The sequence below is a fragment of the Streptomyces torulosus genome (genome assembly GCF_001419765.1).
In the GTDB taxonomy this organism is placed as follows: domain Bacteria; phylum Actinomycetota; class Actinomycetes; order Streptomycetales; family Streptomycetaceae; genus Streptomyces; species Streptomyces torulosus.
Genome location: NZ_LIRK01000183.1, coordinates 1 through 17,857 on the forward strand (window position 1 = coordinate 1; position 17,857 = coordinate 17,857).

Here is a 17,857-nt window from a genome sequence, read left to right on the forward strand (position 1 = left end):
GCCGAACCACCAGTGGTCCGGCACGCATGGGCGACGGGAGACGGATGCCGTCACCACCTCGTGCGCGGCACCGTCCCCCGGGGATCGTGGGAGGGCCAGCGAGCAGGCCACCCCCCAGGTTGGAGTGTCGTGAACACAGCTGCCATCAGGCGACGAGACCCGGTCCGAACGCTGACCATGCCTCACCGGAACGAACGTCCCGCGGACCCGGCCGTATCCGACGACGCCGTATCCGACGACGCCGTGTCCGAACTCTGCGCCACCCTGCTGACCTCCTTCCTCAGGAAGGACCAGCGCAAGCGGGGAGAGCAGTACCTGCGCGGGCTGCTCACCACCCGGGGACGCAAGACCACGCGCAACATCGCGGCCCAACTGGGCGCCCCCGCCACGGAGCAGACACTGCATCACTTCATCGCCGACTCCACCTGGAACTGGCAGCCGCTGCGCGCCGCGCTGGCCGCCCATCTGGAGCGGAAGACGGCCGTCCAGGGCTGGGTGGTTCGTCGGATGCCGATACCGAAGACCGGTGAGCACTCGGTCGGTGTCGACCGAGGGTTCGCTCCACACCCGGGCCAGACGTTCCGGGGGCAGCAGGCGTTCGGCGTGTGGCATGCCTCCCTGGAACTGAGCGCGCCCGTCGACTGGCGTCTGGTCCTGCCGGATCAGTGGGTCCACGACCACGAGCTGCGCGACCGGGCGGGCATCCCGGAGGGCGCGGGGGCAGAGAGCCCGCAGGAGTGCGCGGTCGCGGTCGCCCTGGAGACCGCGCGCCGCTGGGGGCCCCGCCGACCGGTCCTGATCGATCTGCGGGATGGCGACGTGTCGGCGGCGGTGGCCCGGCTCTCGGCGGCGGGCGTCCCCTTCCTCCTCCGGATCAGCGACACCCAGCGGCTGTCCGGCGCCGACCGCGCCATGCCCGTATTCCGGGGCGGCCCGCTGCCGGCCCAGCGGATCCTCCAACTGGTCAAGGGGGTTCGCCGGCCGGTGCCGTGGCAGGACGCGGCCGCCGGACCCGCCCCGCGCACATCGCTCGCCGCGATGGTCCCGGTGGCGCTGCCGGACGCTTCCGGCGCGACGCGCGGACTGTCCCTGCTCGGTGAGTGGACCGACCCGTCCCGCCCGCCGTCCGCGCTGTGGCTGACGGGCATGACGCGGCCGGGCCCCGGCTCGCTGCTGCGCCTCACCAAGCTCACCCGCCGCGTGGACGCGGACTTCGCGCGCGTCGGCGAGGAGACCGGGTTACGGGACTACGCGGGCCGTTCCTTCCGCGGCTGGCACCGGCACATGACGTTGGCCTCCGCCGCACACGCGGCCGTCGTCCTGTCGGCCGGCGGCTACGGGAGGGGCCGTTCCACCGAACTCGCCTCCGGTTGAGCCTCGGTGGCCGCCCGGCGCTGCCGGCGCAGGACCTCGCGGGAGCGGTGCAGGCGCAGCGCCAGCTGCACCTCCAGCGTTCTGCCGGGTTGCTGCCACGCGTCGCCGAGGAGGTCCGTGACCCGGTCGAGCCGTCGGGACACGGTGTTGGGGTGGACGGTCAGCCTGTCGGCCGCCGCGGCCTGGCTACCGCCCGAGGCGAAGTACGCCTCCAGGGTGCCGGTCAGGTCGGTGAGCCGGTCGCGGTCGTAGTCGAGGACCGGGCCGATCGTGCACCGGATGTAGCCGTCCACGTCGTAGTCGTCGGAGAGCAGCAGGCCGAGGAAGCCGAGGTCCTTCGCCGAGGCCGTGCCGCCCGCGCCGTCGAGCGCGGTGAGCGCGTCCAGGCAGCGTACGGCCTCCTTGTACATCCGGCCGATGCCGGCGGCGCCCCGGCCCGGCCCGGCCGTCCCCACGGACACCGGGTGGCCGAGCAGCGGTGACAGCTGGTCGGCGACGGCGCGGGCCGCGGCCGAGGCGTCCGAACCCGGAAGGAGCAGCACGATGTTGCCGCTGTGGACCGTCTTGAGCCCGGACATCCGGTGCGCGTAGGAGGAGGCCCACACCACGGCTCGCCCCTGCTCGCCGCCCTCGGGACGGGCGACGAGCAGGACGTGGGGTGCCTCCAGGTCGATCCCGAGGCGCCGCGCGCGCTGCACGAGGTAGTGCGTCTGGTGCCCGCTGCGGCTGCCGGCCGCGAGGAGCTCGTCGAACAGGTCGTCCCGTACGAGCCCTTCGGCGACGGCGGTGCTGCGTCGCAGGAGGAGCTGGATCGCGAAGGTCTGCGCGGTCAGCCGGAGCAGCCCCTCGTCCTCCCCCACCAGCGCCGTCGTCGGGCGCAGCACCAGCACGCCCAGGTTCTCCGCGCCCGCGGTCACCGGAGCGACCCAGACGCCCCCGGCAGTGACGACGGGCCTCAGCTGCGCGTGCGCGTCCAGGGCCGCCTCGGCCACGGCCGACTCGTCCAGCTCGCCCAGGTCACCGCTGGCGGCGAGTGGCCGTCCGGCCGGGTCACGCAGGTGCAACGCGGAGTCCAGCGCGTCGCCGGCCGCCTTCGCCACGGTGGTGAAGTCGGCACCGGCCAGCAGCAGGCCGAGGGTGTGGCTGTGCGCCTCGTTGAGCTGCCGCAGCCTGACCAGGCTCGTACGGGTGCGGAAACCGTCCAGTTCCAGGCGGCCGACCTCGCCCTGGGCCTGCTCGAAACTGCCGGCCCGCTCGATGGCGACGGCGGCGAGCGCCGCCAGCGAGGAGACCAGACCTATCTCGTCCGGGCTGAAGTAGCGTACGGAGCGCGCGGCGCCGTAGAGAACCCCGACGGTCTGCTCGCCGTTGCAGATCGGCACGGCCAGCATGGCGCGCAGCCCCTCGGCTCGCACCACGTCGTCGGCGCTCTCGTCGTGTGTGAGCGTGTCGTCGTCGAGGTAGTCGGCCGTCCACAGCGGCGCTCTGGCTGCCAGCGCCGGGTGGCCCAGGCCGTAAGGGGCCGGGATCGTGTGGCCGGCGACGAGCGCGGTGGTGGAGCCGTCGGAGACGTACAACCGAAGGCCGCCCTCCGGTTCCAGCAGGGCGATGGACGTCATGTCGAAGTTGATGAGCCGCTTGACCTTCCGGGTGACCACCTGGAGCAAGGAGTCGACGTCATGTGGCGACGCCAGGTCCGTCGCGGTGTCCACCAGATCGGCCAGGCCGTCCTCACGCTGGCGGCGCTGCCCCTGCCATGCCTGCACGCCCCGGGCCAGTCGCACGGCTCGTTCCAGGCGGATCAGCTCCTCATCGGTGGCGCCGTCGCGACGGGCACGCTGCAACACCTGGTCGAACCGGCTCGCCGGCGCCTGTTCGGAGAGGAGTTCGAGGACGGCCATCAGGCCGGTGTCGTCGGTCGGAACCGTCATGATGTGCGAGCCCCCAGCCTGTCCTGCACGTTCGCCCGTCATCGGGGTGCAACTGGTATTGGTACTGGTACTGGTACTTGTGTCGGTGTCGGTGTCGGTGTCGGTGTCGGTGTCGGTGTCGGTGTCGGTGTCGGTGTCGGAACTGAACTGGAACGGGAACTGGTTCGACGGCGGTCTCGTGGTCAACGCGAGGCGGCAAGCGTGCGGCGCGCCGAGTGGGGAACGGTCCTGGCACGGGCCGCCGCGGCCCTCCCGGCAGGACCGTGCCGCACCGCCGCGCGGTCCGCGCCGGGGACGAGGTCCGCGACCATCACCGCGTATCTGGGTGGCGATCCGCCGAACCGGGAGAGGAAGACGGACAGGCCGGCGTAGAGCTCGTGCCGGCGGCCGAGCCTGCGCTGTGCCTCGACCCACTGGTCGAGGGCCCGCAGCCGGGACTGTTGGAGGCGGGCGATGTGTGTGCGCAGATGTGGTCCGGCCACGACGCCGGTGTAGGGGTCGGAGGCCCACAACTCAAGCGCCTCACCGAGTCGTTCGGCACCCGTCGCGTAGTCCTCCACCTCCATGGCCCGGTAGCCGGCGCCGGCCGCGCGCAGGAACAAGCGCAGGTCGGAGGCGCCGCCTCCGGTGTGGAGCTGGTAGCCGCCGGACAGTGAGACGAGGACGTCGCGCGCCGTCCGGCGCCCGGACGCGGCGGTTGCGCCCGCCACCGGCTCGGGGCGAACGCCCAGCGCGGCGTCGATCAGCTCCCGCAGCTGGCGGACGTGCGTCTCGATGACGTCCCGCGCGTGCGGTGGCGCGCCTTCGGGCCAGAGTTCCTGCGTCAGGACGGTCGTCGGCACGAGGTGATCGGCGTGGGCCACGAGCACTGCGAGCAGTTGGCGGGCCGGTGCCGAGGTGGGAACGATGGGCGTCCCGCCCTCCCGTACGTCGAGCAGGCCCAGCACCTTCAGATCCATGACGCCCCCCTCTGTGACCACGTCCCGCCACACTAAGATAATAATGATTATTCGTTTTTTGAAGGATGTATTTCCTGACGCGGAGGAGCACTCGGCGGGCAGGGGTGCGCCGGGGGTGGGAGCCCAGACCGCTGTTACCGCAGAGCAGTTGGGCAGCGGCCCATGACTCGTCCGCCACGAGGTCGGTCGACGCTCTGCGGATCCCTGCTCCCGCTAGTGGTGCTGTACTCGGAGGAGAGGGAGAACAGGGCGGCATCGCCCGGGAGTACAGCGCCTGGTCGGGGACAGCGAGTACAGACTTGAGTCCCAAACCGAAGCGCCCGAGCCGGCCGCCGGCCGGGCCCGCCCGGCCCGTCGGTGCGGCGCGGTTCCGCCGGTCGGCGGGGCGGTCCCGGCCGGTCGGCGGGGGCGTTGCCGAAGCCTGTCGGATGTTCCGCCTCCTGGCGGCACCGAAGGATTCGTCGTATGACACAGGTAAAGCCGACGCAGGAGCTGTCGGCTCCGCAGAGGAACGCGACTCCACCGCCGCAGGCCTCGTCCGAGTCCGGCGAGGGGGTCTCGGGCGGCCCCTCGATGGGGCGCCTCGTCGGGCTGGATCTGGCCCGTGCGCTGGCGGTGTTCGGCATGTACATCGTGCACATCGCCCCGATGGACTCCCCCCAGGGCAGCGTCGGCAGCTGGGTGTACTTCCTGGCCGAGGGACGCTCCTCGGCCCTGTTCGCCACCCTCGCCGGGTTCTCGCTGATGCTGATCGCCGGCCGCCGTGAGCCGAAGACCGGCCTGGCGGGCCGACAGGCGAAGGCCCGCATCGCGATCCGCGCCGTGATCCTGCTGGCCCTGGGCACCGTGCTGGCGATGGAGTACGGGGACATCATCATCCTCGCCTACTACGGCGTCTACTTCCTCCTCGCACTGCTCCTGGTACGACTGAGCGCCAGGACACTGGCGCTCATCGCGGCCGGGATCGCGCTCGTCATGCCACAGTTGGCGTTCGTTTTGAAGATGTGGCTGAGCGACTCCGTCCAGCAGAGCATCAACGCCTACGACCCGCTGGAACGGCTCAGCACCGTGGGAGTACTCGATCTGCTGCTGACGGGCCTCTACCCGACCATCACGTGGATGGCGTTCGTGACCACCGGCATGGCTCTGGCCCGCCTCGACCTGTCCGCCCCCGTCGTCCGGCGGCGCCTGGCCGTCCTCGGTGCCGGCCTCGCCACAGCCGCCTACGGCCTGGCCACGCTGCTGACCGGCGCGAGCGCGGTATGGAACGTCGGCGGAGGTGGGGGACCCTCCAGCGGCTCCGGTCCGGGCTCCATGGGCAGCGGCTCCGCGGTCTCCGGCTCGATGGGCAGCGCACCCGGCGGGCCCGAGCTGTCGGCGTCGGACCTGCTGGGCGCCGTGTCCCACACCGGCACCACCTTCGACACCATCGGCTGCGCGGGCATCGCGATCCTCGTGATCGTGGCCGCGACGGCGGCGATGGACCGTCTGCCGCTACTGCGCCGCCTGGCCAAGCCGGTCATCGCCGTGGGCACCATGTCCCTGACCGCCTACGTAGGCCACTTCCTCGCACAGTCGGCGTGGCCCGCTTCCGGCGCCGGCACCACGACGTCCTGGGTACCCGTGCTCACGTACATCCTGACAGCGATCGTGTTCGCCACGATCTGGTCCCGCTTCTTCCGCCGCGGCCCTCTGGAGCATCTGCTCAACGCCGCCACCAAACCCGCCAAGTACATCCGCTGATGTCCGGTCGGGGTGGCTCGGCTTCCTGCCCCACCCCGGCCTGCACGGCCCGCTCGGCCCGCAAGGGGACAGCCCTTGCGGGCCTTGGCAGTGGCCGGCCATGTCTGGGCCAGGGGCGGGGACATGGTGCCGGGGCAGGGTCGGGCGCGGGCCAAGGCGCGACTGCCGCCGATGCCGCTGAGGCCACGACGGATACACCCAGGTTGGTGCACCACGGAGTTGGCGGCCACAGGCTCCTCGCCGCCTCATCTGGTCGAAGGGGCAGCGGCGGTTACCTAGGCTCAGCGAACGTAGTTGGCGTTTAGTCGCCGCCACAGCGCGGCGCGTGCGCAGGCGGCGTTGTGTTGTACGCCACCGGGAGCGCTTGGCGCCTCGTCGACGCCCGGGTTGGCGACGCGAAGGTGAGCAGACCGCCCCGTGTCGCTGCCGGGTTCGGCGGTCTGCCACATCGAGACGGCGACCTTCACCTCAAGGTCGGCCAACTGCTCGGCCACAGCGCGGGGTCGGGCCACTCGCTCTCCTCGAAACGCCAGTCGCCCGGCTCCGGCCAGCGGAAGAAGTCGCAGATGATGCCGGATCCGCGGCATCCCGGTGGCTAGTTCGACGGCCACAGTCGTTCCTGTAGGCCGAGACCGCCCCCGCCGACCGGAGGGGGTCGGTGGGCCGACTGGCGGGACACCTCCTGAAGCCTGGCGGATGGTCGATGTCCCGTGCCTCGGCGAGGTTGTCCCGGTGACCGAGATCGAAAGCGCCATCAAGGCGCCTGCCCAGCCCTTGGACGTACCCGAGCCTGATACGGCGACGGGACGCCCTTCGTCGACGGCGCGGCTGGTCGGGGTGGACCTCGCCCGTGCGGTGGCCGTGTTCGGAATGTTCGCCGTGCACGTCGGCCCCTTCAATCCCTTCCCCGTCTCGGGCGACAGCATGGGCACCCGGGCCGTCTGGCTGGCGAGCGGCCGGGCGTCGGCGCTGTTCGCCACCCTCGCCGGGTTCTCGCTGGTGCTGATCGCCGGCCGTCTGGAGCCGAAGACCGGGCTGGCCGGCCGGCAGGCGAAGGTCAGGATCGTGATCCGGGCCGTGATCCTGCTCGTGGTGGGGACCGCGCTGGCGATGACCGACTTCGGCGGCGGCGTCATCATCAACTTCTACGCGGTGTACTTCCTGTTGGCCCTGCCCCTGCTGCGGTTGCGCGCCAGGACGCTCGCGCTCATCGCGGTCGCGCTCGCGCTCGTCATGCCGCAGGTGGCGTACGCCCTGCGGGCGCTGCTCAGCGAGTCGACCGTGAACATGATCGACTCCTACGACCCGATCGCGCGCCTCTCCGGCGTGGGTGTGCTCGACTTCCTGCTCACCGGCTTCTATCCGGCGATCACCTGGATGACGTTCGTGGTCACCGGTATGGCGCTGGGCCGGCTGGATCTGTCCTCCGGTGCGGTGCGGCGGCGGCTGGCCGTGGTCGGTCCCGCGCTGATCGCGTTCGGATACGGCGTCTCGTGGCTGGCGCTCCGGTTGACCGGCGGTGCCAGGGAGGTCATGGCCGGGATGCCTGACATGAAGGGCTTCGACGTCCTGAAGGACCGCACCGCCATGAAGGATCCCGGCATGGCAGAGGGGTCCTTCGACCTGCCGGTCGGCCATGGACTGTGGGGCCCCGACGCCTGGGGGCTGCTGGCGGCGGAGCCGCACAGCGGTTCCACGTTCGACCTCATCGGCTGCCTGGGAGTCGCGATCACCGTGATCCTGTGCCTGACGGTGGCCGTCGACCGGCTGCCGGTGCTGCGCAGGCTGGCAGCGCCGGTCATCGCCGTCGGCACCATGTCCCTGACCCTCTACGTGAGCCACATCCTGGTGATCCTCGCCCTGCCCGGCGAAGGGGTCACCCCACCGCAGTCCGCCTCCTTCGAGCTGCTGCTCTGCTTCGTGGTCGGCGCCACCCTGTTCGCGGGGATCTGGTCCCGCTTCTTCCGCCGCGGCCCGTTGGAGTACCTCCTCAACAGCGCCACCAAGCTGGCGAACCGCGTCCGCTGAGCCCAGGCGGGCACGCCGGGAAATCCGTACAAAGAAGTGGCAGCTGTCCGGGATCACCGCAGAGGGGGCAGCAGCGTGAGTGACCTTCGGCACGCGGGCCGGAAGTTGTAGGTCCAGATATGCACCTTGGTGCCCTTAGCGGTGCCCCCGCCGTCGGCATCGAGGAACTTGCCCATGGAGCGCGCGGTGCCGTCGGTGCAAAGCGATCAGGCCTGATCGGCACTGCCGCTGCAGCCCTGGACCTGGACGGCGGTTCCCGTCGGCGGTGCCGGCACCCTTGAGATCCGTTCACTTGCCGGCGAGGCCGGACCGCACGAGTGCGGACGCGGGGGCCGGGTTCTTCAGCCAACCGGCGCTGCCCGCGGCTTGGACGCCGCGGTGGAAGGCGTCTGCCATCTTCTGATAGCCCGAGTCGTTGGGGTGCAGAGGGTCAGCCAGGTCGGCCGTGGTCAAGCCGCTCATGTCGACGTATGCGACGCGCTTGCCCGCGCCCTGGGCGTTACTGACGATATGGCGGACGGCCTGGTTGTACATGCCCCGCCACTGCTCCTCCGTGCTGCTGGTGGAAACGACCAGGGAAGCGACGAGGACGGTGGCGTCGGGGACATCGGCGGTGATCTGGTTGACCAGTGACCTCAGCCGGGTGATAGCGGTGTCGACCTCCGAGGCCCTTCGGAGGTCGTTGGTACCGATGTGCAGCGTCACGACGTCGGGCCGGTAGCGCGTCAGCGAGGCGTCGGCGAGTGCGGCAATCTGGTCAATGCGATATCCGGAGTGGCCTTCGTTGCCGGGGTCGGACATCGAACCGTTCTGCACCGAGCCCACGAAGTCCGGCGCATGGCCGTCCGCGGCAAGCTTGTTCCACAACGGCCCCCGGTAGCCGTTGCCCGTACTGCTACCCACACCCCACGTTATCGAGTCGCCCAACGGCATTACCCGCAAAGGCGTGTCGGAGGCGACGAGGACAGGGGTCGCACCTGTCGCCGTCACCCCGAGCGTGGTGGCGACAAGCGCGATCAAGGGTAGAACCCAGCACTTTCTCATGGAGTTTCCTCCCTTTCGCGAGTGATTGCGGAATCAGCGGGGCTGCGACGACGCCCCTCTCGGCTTCCAGCCCTTCGCACACGAGGGCGCCGTGAGGCCGTTGCCCCTCAGGGATGCGTCCTCCCGGCAGGCGGGCGGGATGGCTCCGGCGTGCAGTGGTCGGGCCCGTTGATCGTGGTCATGGCCCTCAGACTGGAGGCCGGGCCGATCACGGCCCATCCGGCAGAAGGCTGCCGTCGCCCTGCCGAGTGGTGGGTGCTACCCCGCCGTGTGGCTGTAGCTGCAGCTCAGCGGGCCGCCGGGACCGATCGGGGCTTTAGGGTCGAGTCGGCATGGGCCGGACGGTGTGAACGAAAAGTCAGGGGGAGCGCGTGATCCGGGTAATGGTGGTCGACGACGAGGCTCTGGTCCGCTCGGGCTTCCAGCTGATTCTGGGCACATCCGAGGACATCGAGGTCGTCGCGACCGCGAGTGGCGGTGAGGCGGTCGAGACGGTCCGCCGGGTGCGGCCGGACGTGGTGCTGCTGGACATCCGGATGCCGGACGTCGACGGGCTCACCGTGCTCCGGGAGCTGCGCACAATGGCGGACCCGCCGGTGGTGGCGATGCTGACGACGTTCGACGCCGATGAGTACATCCTCACCGCCCTGCACTCCGGCGCGGCCGGTTTCCTGCTGAAGGACACCGAGCCGGAGCAGCTCGCCCACCTGGTGCGGACCCTGGCCGCGGGTGGTGTGGTGCTCTCCCCGAAGGCGTCACGGACTTTGCTGCACAGCCATCCCGGCGCCGGGACGGCGGTGGACGAGGACGCCGCCCGGGTCCGGCTGCTCACCGCACGCGAGCGTGATGTTCTCGTCCTGGTGGCGGAAGGGCTGTCGAACGCCGACATCGGGGCGCGTATCCATCTGGGGGCGGGCACGGTGAAGGACCATGTCAGCGCCATCCTGACCAAGCTCCGTGTGACCAGCCGGGTGCAGGCGGCCCTGCTGGCGCAGCGGGCAGGACTCCTCGACGAGCGCCTGCGGTCGGAGGTCGGCGGATGAGCCGTGCACGCGCCCTGTGGCAGCGGGTTCCCGCGCCGGTCATCGACCTCGCCCTGGTGGCCGCGGCGGCCCTGGACGTGCGGCTGAACGACTGGGAGCCCACGCGCCTCGAGTTCGCGCTGGCGGCTGTCGGGTGCACCGCGCTGGCCTTCCGGCGCCGGTTCCCGCTCGTCGTCTTCCTGCTCACCCTGCCGATCGCGCTGACGCAGGAGGTCGCCGTCGCTGTGCTCGTGGCGCTGTTCACCCTGGCCGAACGCTCCCGCAACCGCCGTCTCCTCGCCGGGTGCGTCGCCCTGGCCGCCGTCGCGAGCAGCACTCCGTGGCCCCTGGCCGAGGTCGACCGGACCATGACATTGGTCTTCTTCGTGTGCGGCCTGGCTACGGCCGCGGCACCGGTCCTCTTCGGCCAGCTACTCCAGGCACAGCGGGACCTGGCGCGGCGGTTGGCCGAGATCGAGGAAGCCCGAGAACACGAACGCGCCCTGCACGCCCAAGCCGTCCTCGCCCGCGAACGCGCCCAACTCGCCCGCGAGATGCACGACGTCGTCTCCCACCAGGTCAGCCTCATCGCCGTACAAGCCGGCGCGCTGCAGGTCGCCACCCAGGACACGAACGCCAAGAACGCCGCCCGCACCATCCGCTCGCTGAGCGTCACCACGCTCGACGAGCTGCGCACCATGTTCACCCTGCTGCGGGCCTCCGGCGGCGACGCCACCGAGCTGACACTCAGCCCACCCTTGCCGACCTGCGTAAACTCGTGGAATCGAGCGGCACTCACGTACAGCTGACGGGGGAACTGCCGCCCACGGTGAGCACACCCACCCAACGCGCCCTCTACCGTACGGTTCAGGAAGCGCTGACCAACGTCCGCAAACACGCACCTGGCGCCACGGCCAGCGTCGAGTTGTGGCAGGACGGCGAGAGCATCGGAGTGACCGTCACCAACACCCTTTCCACGCGTCCTTCCCTGTCTCTCCCCGGTTCCCAGCAAGGCCTCGTCGGGCTGCGGAACGCGCCGACATCCTGCACGGCACCCCCACCACCAGCGGCCATTCGGCGAACACGGCACGCACCACACCCCGTACGCCGGGACGTCCCTGCGCGTCGCGGTGGGCGATCTGGTGGGCGTAACCATGGGCCAGGGCCGAGGCGAGGGCGGTGAACAGGACCCACAGGGCGTCGTCCATGCGTGCCGCTCGAGTCGTCTCGCCGAACTGGGTGAGCGCGGCGACGGCCGAACTCGACACCAGCAGCCCGTACACGCCGCCGAACAGCGCGGTCGGCTGCGCCAGCCAGCTCCACACCGCACGTCTGTGACCGATGGAGGACTCGGTGTACATGGGCGGCCTTTCGCGGTCTTGGTCTGCGTGGGTGTGGGTGTGGTTGGTTGTCCGGCCGGGCGTGGGGCAGTGGCCGACCGGACTACCTCGCGTGTGGTGGGGTCATCGGGCGGGTCCGGCCGTTCCCGGGGCGAGGGCACGTACCAGCGCTCCGGGCACCTCAGGGCGTACGACGAGCAGGACAAGGGCGCCCGCCGCCAGCACCAGGCCGAGGAACCTCAGGAATTGGCCCCCGGGAGAAACCACGTCATGCCCCGGTTCGTCAGCTGGTGAGGTGCGGGAGGTGTCGGGCTCCTCGTGCCGCGCACGGTGTGTCGTGCCTCCACCCTGGAAGCCCAGCCTCCGCACGCCCATCCGGCACCTGTCGGGTCCACCCCCGCCGAGTGGCTGAACAAGACCACCGCCCGGTCGCACCGGACCGGGTCGGGGACGAGGTTCCGCTGGTCGGCAGGGCGGTACCCGCCGGTCGGCGGGGGCGTCACCGAAACCTGCCGGATGGCCCGCCCCCTGAGCTCCGCGCGAGGTTTGCCGTATGACACAGACGCAGCCGCCGCAGGAGACGTCAGCTCTCCCGGAGACCTCACCTCCGCCGCCCCGAGCCTCCCCCCAGCCCGCCGTGCCGGCCTCGCCCGGTCCCGCGATGGGACGCCTTGTCGGGGTGGACCTGGCCCGCGCGCTGGCGGTGTTCGGCATGTACGTCGTGCACATCGGCCCCCCGCTGTCCGCCACGACCGGCGTCGCCAGCTGGATCCGCTACATGGCGGACGGTCACTCGTCGGTCCTGTTCGCCACTCTCGCCGGGTTCTCACTGATGCTGATCGCCGGCCGCCGCGAGCCCAAGACCGGCCTGGCGGGCCGGCAGGCGAAGGCCCGCATCGCGATCCGCGCCGTGGTCCTGCTGGTGCTGGGCACCGTGCTGGCGATGGAGTACGGGGGAGTGATCATCCTCGGCTTCTACGGGGTCTACTTCCTCCTCGCCCTGCCCCTGGTGCGCCTGAGTGCCAGGACACTCGCGATCATCGCGGCCGCTTTCGCCCTCGTCACACCGCAGCTGGCGTTCCTCCTGAACTCGCTGCTGACGTCGTCGGTCCAGGAGAGCATCAACGCCTACGACCCGCTCCGCCGCCTCAGCGAGGTCGGAGTGCTCGACCTGCTGCTCACCGGCTTCTACCCGGCGCTCACATGGATGTCCTTCGTGATCGCGGGCATGGCACTGGGCCGCCTCGACCTGTCCTCCGGCACCGTTCAGAAGCGCCTCGCCGCTCTCGGCGCCTCCCTCACCGCGGCCGCCTACAGCATGTCCCTGCTGCTCGCCGGATCGGGCGCGTTGAGGAGCACGGCGGAAGACGGGGCGTCGTCCGGCAGCTCCGGGGCGATGCCCCCCGCCAGCGGTTCGATGCCGCCCGACGGGGGGTCGTTCCCCGAGATGTCCGCGTCGTACCTGCTGAAGGCCGGGCCGCACAGCGGGACCTCGTTCGACATCATCGGCAGCGTGGGCGTCGCGATCCTCGTGATCGTGGGCGCGACGGTGGCGATGGACCGCCTGCCGCGACTGCGCTGCCTTGCCAAGCCGGTCATCGCCGTGGGCACCATGTCCCTGACCGCCTACGTCGGCCACTTCCTCGCCCAGTCCGCGCTGTCCGTGCCCGCCGGGACCGGCACCCAGCAATCTTGGGTGCCGCTGATCATGTTCGTCCTCGGGGCGACCGTGTTCGCCGCGATCTGGTCCCGCTTCTTCCGGCGAGGCCCCCTGGAATACCTCCTCAACGCCGCCACCAAGCCGGCGAAGCACATCCGATGAGACCCGGCCGGGGTGGGACGCCCCCTCGCTCCACCCCGGCACCGCGATGCCCGAGCAGTTCCTCATTGAAGAGGGCGAGGTCCTGCGGACGTCACCATGGTGTCTGGGTGGGGGAAGTGGCACCAGCGCTTTCGACGGGTGTTAAACCCGCAGGTAGAGGGGAGGCTGGGGGGAACGTGGATTTGGCGGGGCGGCCCGTCCGGTGCGACGTCGCAGGGGCCCTCGACCAGCTTCGGACCCGGTTTCGGCAACAACGGCTCAATGGGCGACCACAGTTCGTCCGAGACGATCCACTGCCGCGACTGGCGTTCAGCTCAGCAGCACGAACTTCGACTATCGAGGCGGCGGTGGTCGACGCCCTGGAGGAGTTCGGCCAGACCTACGACGAGCGGCTGACCGGGATCGACGACCCGGCGGAACTCGTCGCGGCCGGCTTCCGGCTCAGCGCCCGCATGTCCGACTCCCACCCGGAGCTGATGCAGGTCCTGCGCCGCCGCGGCCTGGGACACATCCACTCGGACAACGGACTGGCCCGACGGGCGCTGCGCGATCTCCAGGTCGGCATCGCCTCCGGCCGCTTCACCACCCTCGACCCGAGGGTCGCCCTGTCCGCGCTGGGCGGAACCCTGCTGGCCCTGGTGGAGCTGCGTTTCGCCCGCCCCGAGGTGGACGGCGACGAGGCCGCGATGAACCTCGCCGAGATGGTTTTGCGCATGCTGGCCGTCCCCGCGGACGACGCCCACGAGGTAGCCCGGCGCCCCCTGCCCGACCTGGACTGACGGCCCCGCACGACGGGAAGGGCGCGCCTCCCGTGACCGGGCCGCGGGCCGCGCGCGGCAGCCGCCCCCGGCTCGGGCTGGTTGACCAAGCCGGTCTGCGGGAAGCCGTGGTTGCCGGGCCGTCGGCCCACCAACACCGCGCCCGCCGAGTCGCCCTGCGAGCCCTCCTCGGCGACGGCGCCGCCGAACCCGGCCCTGTTCAAGGGCCTCGCCGGTGCGGGAGCGGTCGGCCCGCCGTAGGAAGGCACTTTCCGGTGCGCGATACTCGGCCGATGAGTTCACGCAAAGCTCCGGGCAGCCGGCCGATCATGATCCGGAGGGCCGTCGCGGGGGACGCCAAGCGGCTCACGCGGCTCGTGCGTGGCTCAGGTGCCTACGAGGGCAAGTACGCGGCGGCGGTCGCGGGCTACCGGGTCGGTGCTGATTACATCGAGGCCCACCGCACCTTTGTGGCTGTCGGCGCCGAGGAAGACGGGGGCCGGGTCCTCGGGTTCTACTCCCTCGTCCTCGCTCCACCGGAGCTCGACCTGCTGTTCGTCGCCGACGACGTGCAAGGACGGGGTATTGGCCGGCTGCTCGTCGCGCACATGCAGTCCGAGGCCCGTGCCGCCGGGATCGACCGTCTCAAGGTCGTGTCGCATGTTCTCGCCGAGGGCTTCTACCACCGCGTCGGCGCGGTGCGGACAGGGACCGCGTTCGCTAACCCGCCCGCCGTGCCGTGGGACCGTCCCGAATTCGAGTTCCGCATTCCTGTGGGATGAACACCGGGTGCCGGTGGGCGGGGCAGCGGCTCGGCCTCGTGGCAGGAAGCCGCAGGGCGGTCACGGCCGGGAGCGGGTGCCGCGCGCGGAAGGGCGCGTCGGCCGTCGTGCTCCAGGAGCTCGCCGGGTGGACGACGGGTTCTCCCCGTGCCGCCCGCACCGGGGGCGCCTCACCAGCCCGTCAGCAACAGGTGGTTGAGGAGCAGGGCCAGGGTCGCCTGGGCGGTCAGCCAGGCGCGGGGGCGGTCGAGGAAGGCGCCTGCCGCGAGCAGCCACATCGCGAACGGCAGCCAGATCCGTTCCGTCTCGGCCTTGCTCATCCCGGACAGGTCGGCGACGAGCAGCATGAGCAGGGCCGAGCACAGCAGCAGCCCCAGACGGCGCTCCGCGGCGGGCGAGGCGCCCCACCGCGCCAGGACGGCGCCCGTGCGGCGCAGGCCCGCCACCGTCGCCGGACCCACGACGAGGACGGTGCACGCGAGATTGGCCCACACCCAGTAGCCGTACGGGCGGAAGCCGCCCGCGCCCTGGTGGTAGCGCTCCACCAGCAGGCGGTACGCCTCCCACCAGTCGAAGCCCACCACGGTGAACGCCGCCGGGACGACGCAGAGTCCCCCGATCACGTACGGGACGACCGCCCGCCGCCGGGCGCCGAGGAACAGGACGGCGGCGACCATCACGCCGAAGAGCGTGAGGCCGTACGACAGGTAGACCGTGAGCCCGAGGAGGAGCCCGGCGGCGAAGGCGGTCGTCCGCGGCCGGTGCCCGGTCACCGCGAGGGCCAGGAACGCCACGGCCCAGGCGGCGACCGCCGCGAAGTACCCGTCCGCCGACGTCCCGGCCCACACCGCCGCCGGGGACAGGACGAGGAACGGGGCGGCGCGGCGCGCCAGGGCCTCGCTCGTGAGCGTCCGTACGGTGACGAGGACCGCGGCCGTGGTGGCCGCCCCCACCGTGATGACGAGGACACCCGCCCAGGCACCGCCGCCCAGGCCGATCCGGTCGAGGAGGACGAAGGTGAGTGTGGCCCCCGGCGGGTGGCCCGCGACGTGCGGGGGCCAGTGGTCGGGGGAGCCGAGCAGGATGTGCCGGGTGAAGTCCCGCAGGGTGCGGGGGATGTCGTCGAAGCGGTCGATGACCTGGAGGTACTCGTACCGGGTCGTCAGTCGGCGGGCGATCCCGCGGTGCCAGCCGTCGACGAGGGCGAGCGAGAACGTCCACGCCGTGGCGGTGGCCCACGCGGTCCACAGCAGGGGCCGCCAGGGCAGCCGGGCGGCCAGGGCCGGGCCGTACGCCACGACGGCGACCGCCACGGTCAGCGCGGCGGGCGTGCCCGGGCCGGCGTGGGGCAGCCAGTTGGCGTACAGGGGCGGCCACCCCACGTGCAGGACGTCCTTGGCGCGCTTGACGGCGACGCCGACCAGCGCGGCCGTCACGACGAGCAGCGCGGCGGCGGCGACGGCGTACAGGTCGCGGCGGAGATCGCGGTTCACGCTCCGAGACGTTAGGCCGGACAGCGGCCGGTGCCCGCCCGACGGGCGCGGACGTCAGCGTTTCGTCATGAGTCGCGCACCCCCGCACGGGGTGCCCCGGGCCTAGCGTCGGGGCATGGAACGGTCTCCTTCCTCGCCCGCCTTCTGGCGCAGCCCCCTGCGCGGCCCCTGGTTCACCTCCCTCCTCGGCGTGGTCCTCCTCGCCGGGATCACCGTGCTGTTCGCGACGGGACTGCTGTCGTACGCCGCGTACAACCCGGATCTGTCGCCGGTCAACGACAAGACCCCGGACAAGGGCGTCCTCGGCTTCTATCTGTTCCCCTGGCCGACGGACCCGCCCTGGCTGTACCGGCTCACCCAGGGCGTCCACGTCACCCTCGGGATCGCGCTCGTCCCCGTGCTGCTGGCCAAGCTGTGGTCGGTGGTGCCGAGGCTGTTCCAACTGCCCCCGGCTCGGTCCGTGGCCCACGCCCTGGAGCGGCTCTCGCTGCTCCTGCTCGTCGGCGGTGTGCTGTTCGAGTTCGTGACCGGTGTGCTCAACATCCAGCTCGACTACGTCTTTCCCGGCTCCTTCTACCCCCTGCACTTCTACGGGGCGTGGGTGTTCTTCGCGGCGTTCGCCGTCCACGTGGTGCTGAGGGCGCCGACGGCCGTACGCAACCTGCGCCGGATGCGTACCGGCGACGAGGAAGGGGCTCCGCCTCCCGTGTCGGCCGAGGAACCCTCGCTCGTGTCGCCGAATCCAGCCGAGCCCACCGTGTCGCGGCGCGGTGCCGTATGGCTGGTCGGGGGCGGATCCCTGCTGCTGCTCGGGACGACCGTGGGCCAAAACTTCGACGGCCCGGCACGGCGCACGGCCCTCCTCGCCCCGCACGGCGGCGCCGAACCGGGCAGCGGACCGAACGGCTTCCAGATCAACAAGACGGCCGCGGCGAGAGGGATCAGCGCGGCGGAGACGAGCGAGGAGGCATGGCGCCTGGTCGTCACCGGACCTGCGGGCACCGTCCGGCTGAGCCGCGCCGAACTGGCGCAACTGCCCCTGCACAGCGCGGCACTGCCCATCGCCTGCGTCGAGGGCTGGTCCACCTCCGACCAGTGGTGGCGGGGCGTACGGCTGCGGGACCTCGCCGCACTCGTCGGACACGCACCCGAGACCGCCCCCGACGTCCTCGTGGAGTCCCTCCAGCGGCACGGCGCCTTCCGCCGCGCCGCCCTGCGCGCCAACCAGGTCCGCGACCCCCGCTCCCTGCTCGCCCTGGACGTGAACGGCGAGCGGTTGTCCCCGGACCACGGCTACCCGGCGCGGATCATCGTGCCGGCCGCGCCCGGAGTCCTCAACACCAAGTGGGTGGCACGGATGACGTTCGGAGAGCTGTGATGACCACGTACCGGCTGCCCCTCGGCAGCCCTCTCCAACTGCTGCTCCTGGCATGCTCGTTCGCGCTCGCCGGGTACGCCGGGGTGCGGCTGCTCGCGGACGACTGGTTCGGCGTCGCGCTGTGGTTCGTGGGAGCCGCGGTGGCGCACGACCTCGTCCTGCTGCCGCTGTACGCGGCGGCGG

General features: G+C 71.5%; 12 protein-coding genes and 3 pseudogenes. 10 read left to right on the forward strand and 5 right to left on the reverse strand.

From position 1 onward, the window contains the following. The first annotated feature begins 177 nt into the window (after positions 1 to 177). Positions 178 to 1,374: an IS701 family transposase gene (locus AOK23_RS13215; protein WP_055712910.1), complete on the forward strand. Its 1,197-nt coding sequence runs from the start codon at positions 178 to 180 to the stop codon at positions 1,372 to 1,374. Here the strand turns inward: AOK23_RS13215 and AOK23_RS13220 are convergent. Both AOK23_RS13220 and AOK23_RS13225 read right to left on the reverse strand, forming a co-directional pair. After that, complete coding sequence (locus tag AOK23_RS13220) at positions 1,335 to 3,305, reverse strand: helix-turn-helix domain-containing protein (protein ID WP_055712944.1); 1,971 nt, start codon at positions 3,303 to 3,305, stop codon at positions 1,335 to 1,337. The genes AOK23_RS13215 and AOK23_RS13220 overlap by 40 nt on opposite strands. Before the next feature lie 182 nt (positions 3,306 to 3,487). Next, complete coding sequence (locus tag AOK23_RS13225; protein ID WP_157878021.1) at positions 3,488 to 4,264, reverse strand: AfsR/SARP family transcriptional regulator; 777 nt, start codon at positions 4,262 to 4,264, stop codon at positions 3,488 to 3,490. Between the two features lie 465 nt (positions 4,265 to 4,729). On the opposite strand from AOK23_RS13225, the gene AOK23_RS13230 reads away from it, so the two are divergent. After that, the gene (locus tag AOK23_RS13230; protein ID WP_206336193.1) at positions 4,730 to 6,007 is read left to right on the forward strand and encodes a DUF418 domain-containing protein; all 1,278 of its coding nucleotides are present in this window, start codon (positions 4,730 to 4,732) and stop codon (positions 6,005 to 6,007) included. Positions 6,008 to 6,288: 281 nt separating this feature from the next. On the opposite strand, the gene AOK23_RS47830 is transcribed toward AOK23_RS13230, so the two are convergent. Further along, positions 6,289 to 6,501, reverse strand: a complete 213-nt coding sequence (locus AOK23_RS47830) for an alpha-amylase family protein (RefSeq protein WP_157878022.1) — start codon at positions 6,499 to 6,501, stop codon at positions 6,289 to 6,291. Between the two features lie 238 nt (positions 6,502 to 6,739). Here AOK23_RS47830 and AOK23_RS13235 point away from each other — a divergent pair, with 238 nt between their 5' ends. Continuing rightward, complete coding sequence (locus AOK23_RS13235; protein WP_055712946.1) at positions 6,740 to 8,035, forward strand: DUF418 domain-containing protein; 1,296 nt, start codon at positions 6,740 to 6,742, stop codon at positions 8,033 to 8,035. A gap of 110 nt (positions 8,036 to 8,145) precedes the next feature. Here the strand turns inward: AOK23_RS13235 and AOK23_RS13240 are convergent. Beyond that, positions 8,146 to 8,938, reverse strand: a pseudogene (locus AOK23_RS13240) (GDSL-type esterase/lipase family protein); the annotation flags it as partial. A gap of 524 nt (positions 8,939 to 9,462) precedes the next feature. On the opposite strand from AOK23_RS13240, the gene AOK23_RS13245 reads away from it, so the two are divergent. From AOK23_RS13245 to AOK23_RS13275, 6 genes and pseudogenes are all read left to right on the forward strand, one after another. Next, the gene (locus tag AOK23_RS13245) at positions 9,463 to 10,122 is read left to right on the forward strand and encodes a response regulator (protein WP_055712912.1); all 660 of its coding nucleotides are present in this window, start codon (positions 9,463 to 9,465) and stop codon (positions 10,120 to 10,122) included. Continuing rightward, positions 10,119 to 11,253 (forward strand): annotated as a pseudogene (locus AOK23_RS13250) (sensor histidine kinase). The gene AOK23_RS13245 and the pseudogene AOK23_RS13250 overlap by 4 nt, the downstream one beginning before the upstream one ends. A 54-nt stretch (positions 11,254 to 11,307) precedes the next feature. Beyond that, complete coding sequence (locus AOK23_RS51640; RefSeq protein ID WP_281403932.1) at positions 11,308 to 11,439, forward strand: hypothetical protein; 132 nt, start codon at positions 11,308 to 11,310, stop codon at positions 11,437 to 11,439. Between the two features lie 663 nt (positions 11,440 to 12,102). After that, positions 12,103 to 13,263, forward strand: a complete 1,161-nt coding sequence (locus AOK23_RS13265; RefSeq protein ID WP_055712914.1) for a DUF418 domain-containing protein — start codon at positions 12,103 to 12,105, stop codon at positions 13,261 to 13,263. 335 nt (positions 13,264 to 13,598) lie between these two features. Then, positions 13,599 to 14,042: pseudogene (locus tag AOK23_RS13270) on the forward strand (TetR/AcrR family transcriptional regulator); the annotation flags it as partial. A 272-nt stretch (positions 14,043 to 14,314) separates the two neighbouring features. Then, positions 14,315 to 14,803 carry a GNAT family N-acetyltransferase gene (locus AOK23_RS13275; protein ID WP_055712915.1) on the forward strand — a complete coding sequence of 163 codons (489 nt, stop codon included), beginning with the start codon at positions 14,315 to 14,317 and terminating at the stop codon, positions 14,801 to 14,803. Positions 14,804 to 14,973: 170 nt separating this feature from the next. Here AOK23_RS13275 and AOK23_RS13280 read toward each other — a convergent pair whose 3' ends face one another. Next, positions 14,974 to 16,296, reverse strand: coding sequence for a hypothetical protein (locus AOK23_RS13280; RefSeq protein ID WP_055712916.1), 1,323 nt, complete (start codon positions 16,294 to 16,296; stop codon positions 14,974 to 14,976). Between the two features lie 115 nt (positions 16,297 to 16,411). Here AOK23_RS13280 and AOK23_RS13285 point away from each other — a divergent pair, with 115 nt between their 5' ends. Beyond that, complete coding sequence (locus tag AOK23_RS13285) at positions 16,412 to 17,674, forward strand: molybdopterin-dependent oxidoreductase (RefSeq protein WP_055712917.1); 1,263 nt, start codon at positions 16,412 to 16,414, stop codon at positions 17,672 to 17,674. Positions 17,675 to 17,857: the final 183 nt, after the last annotated feature.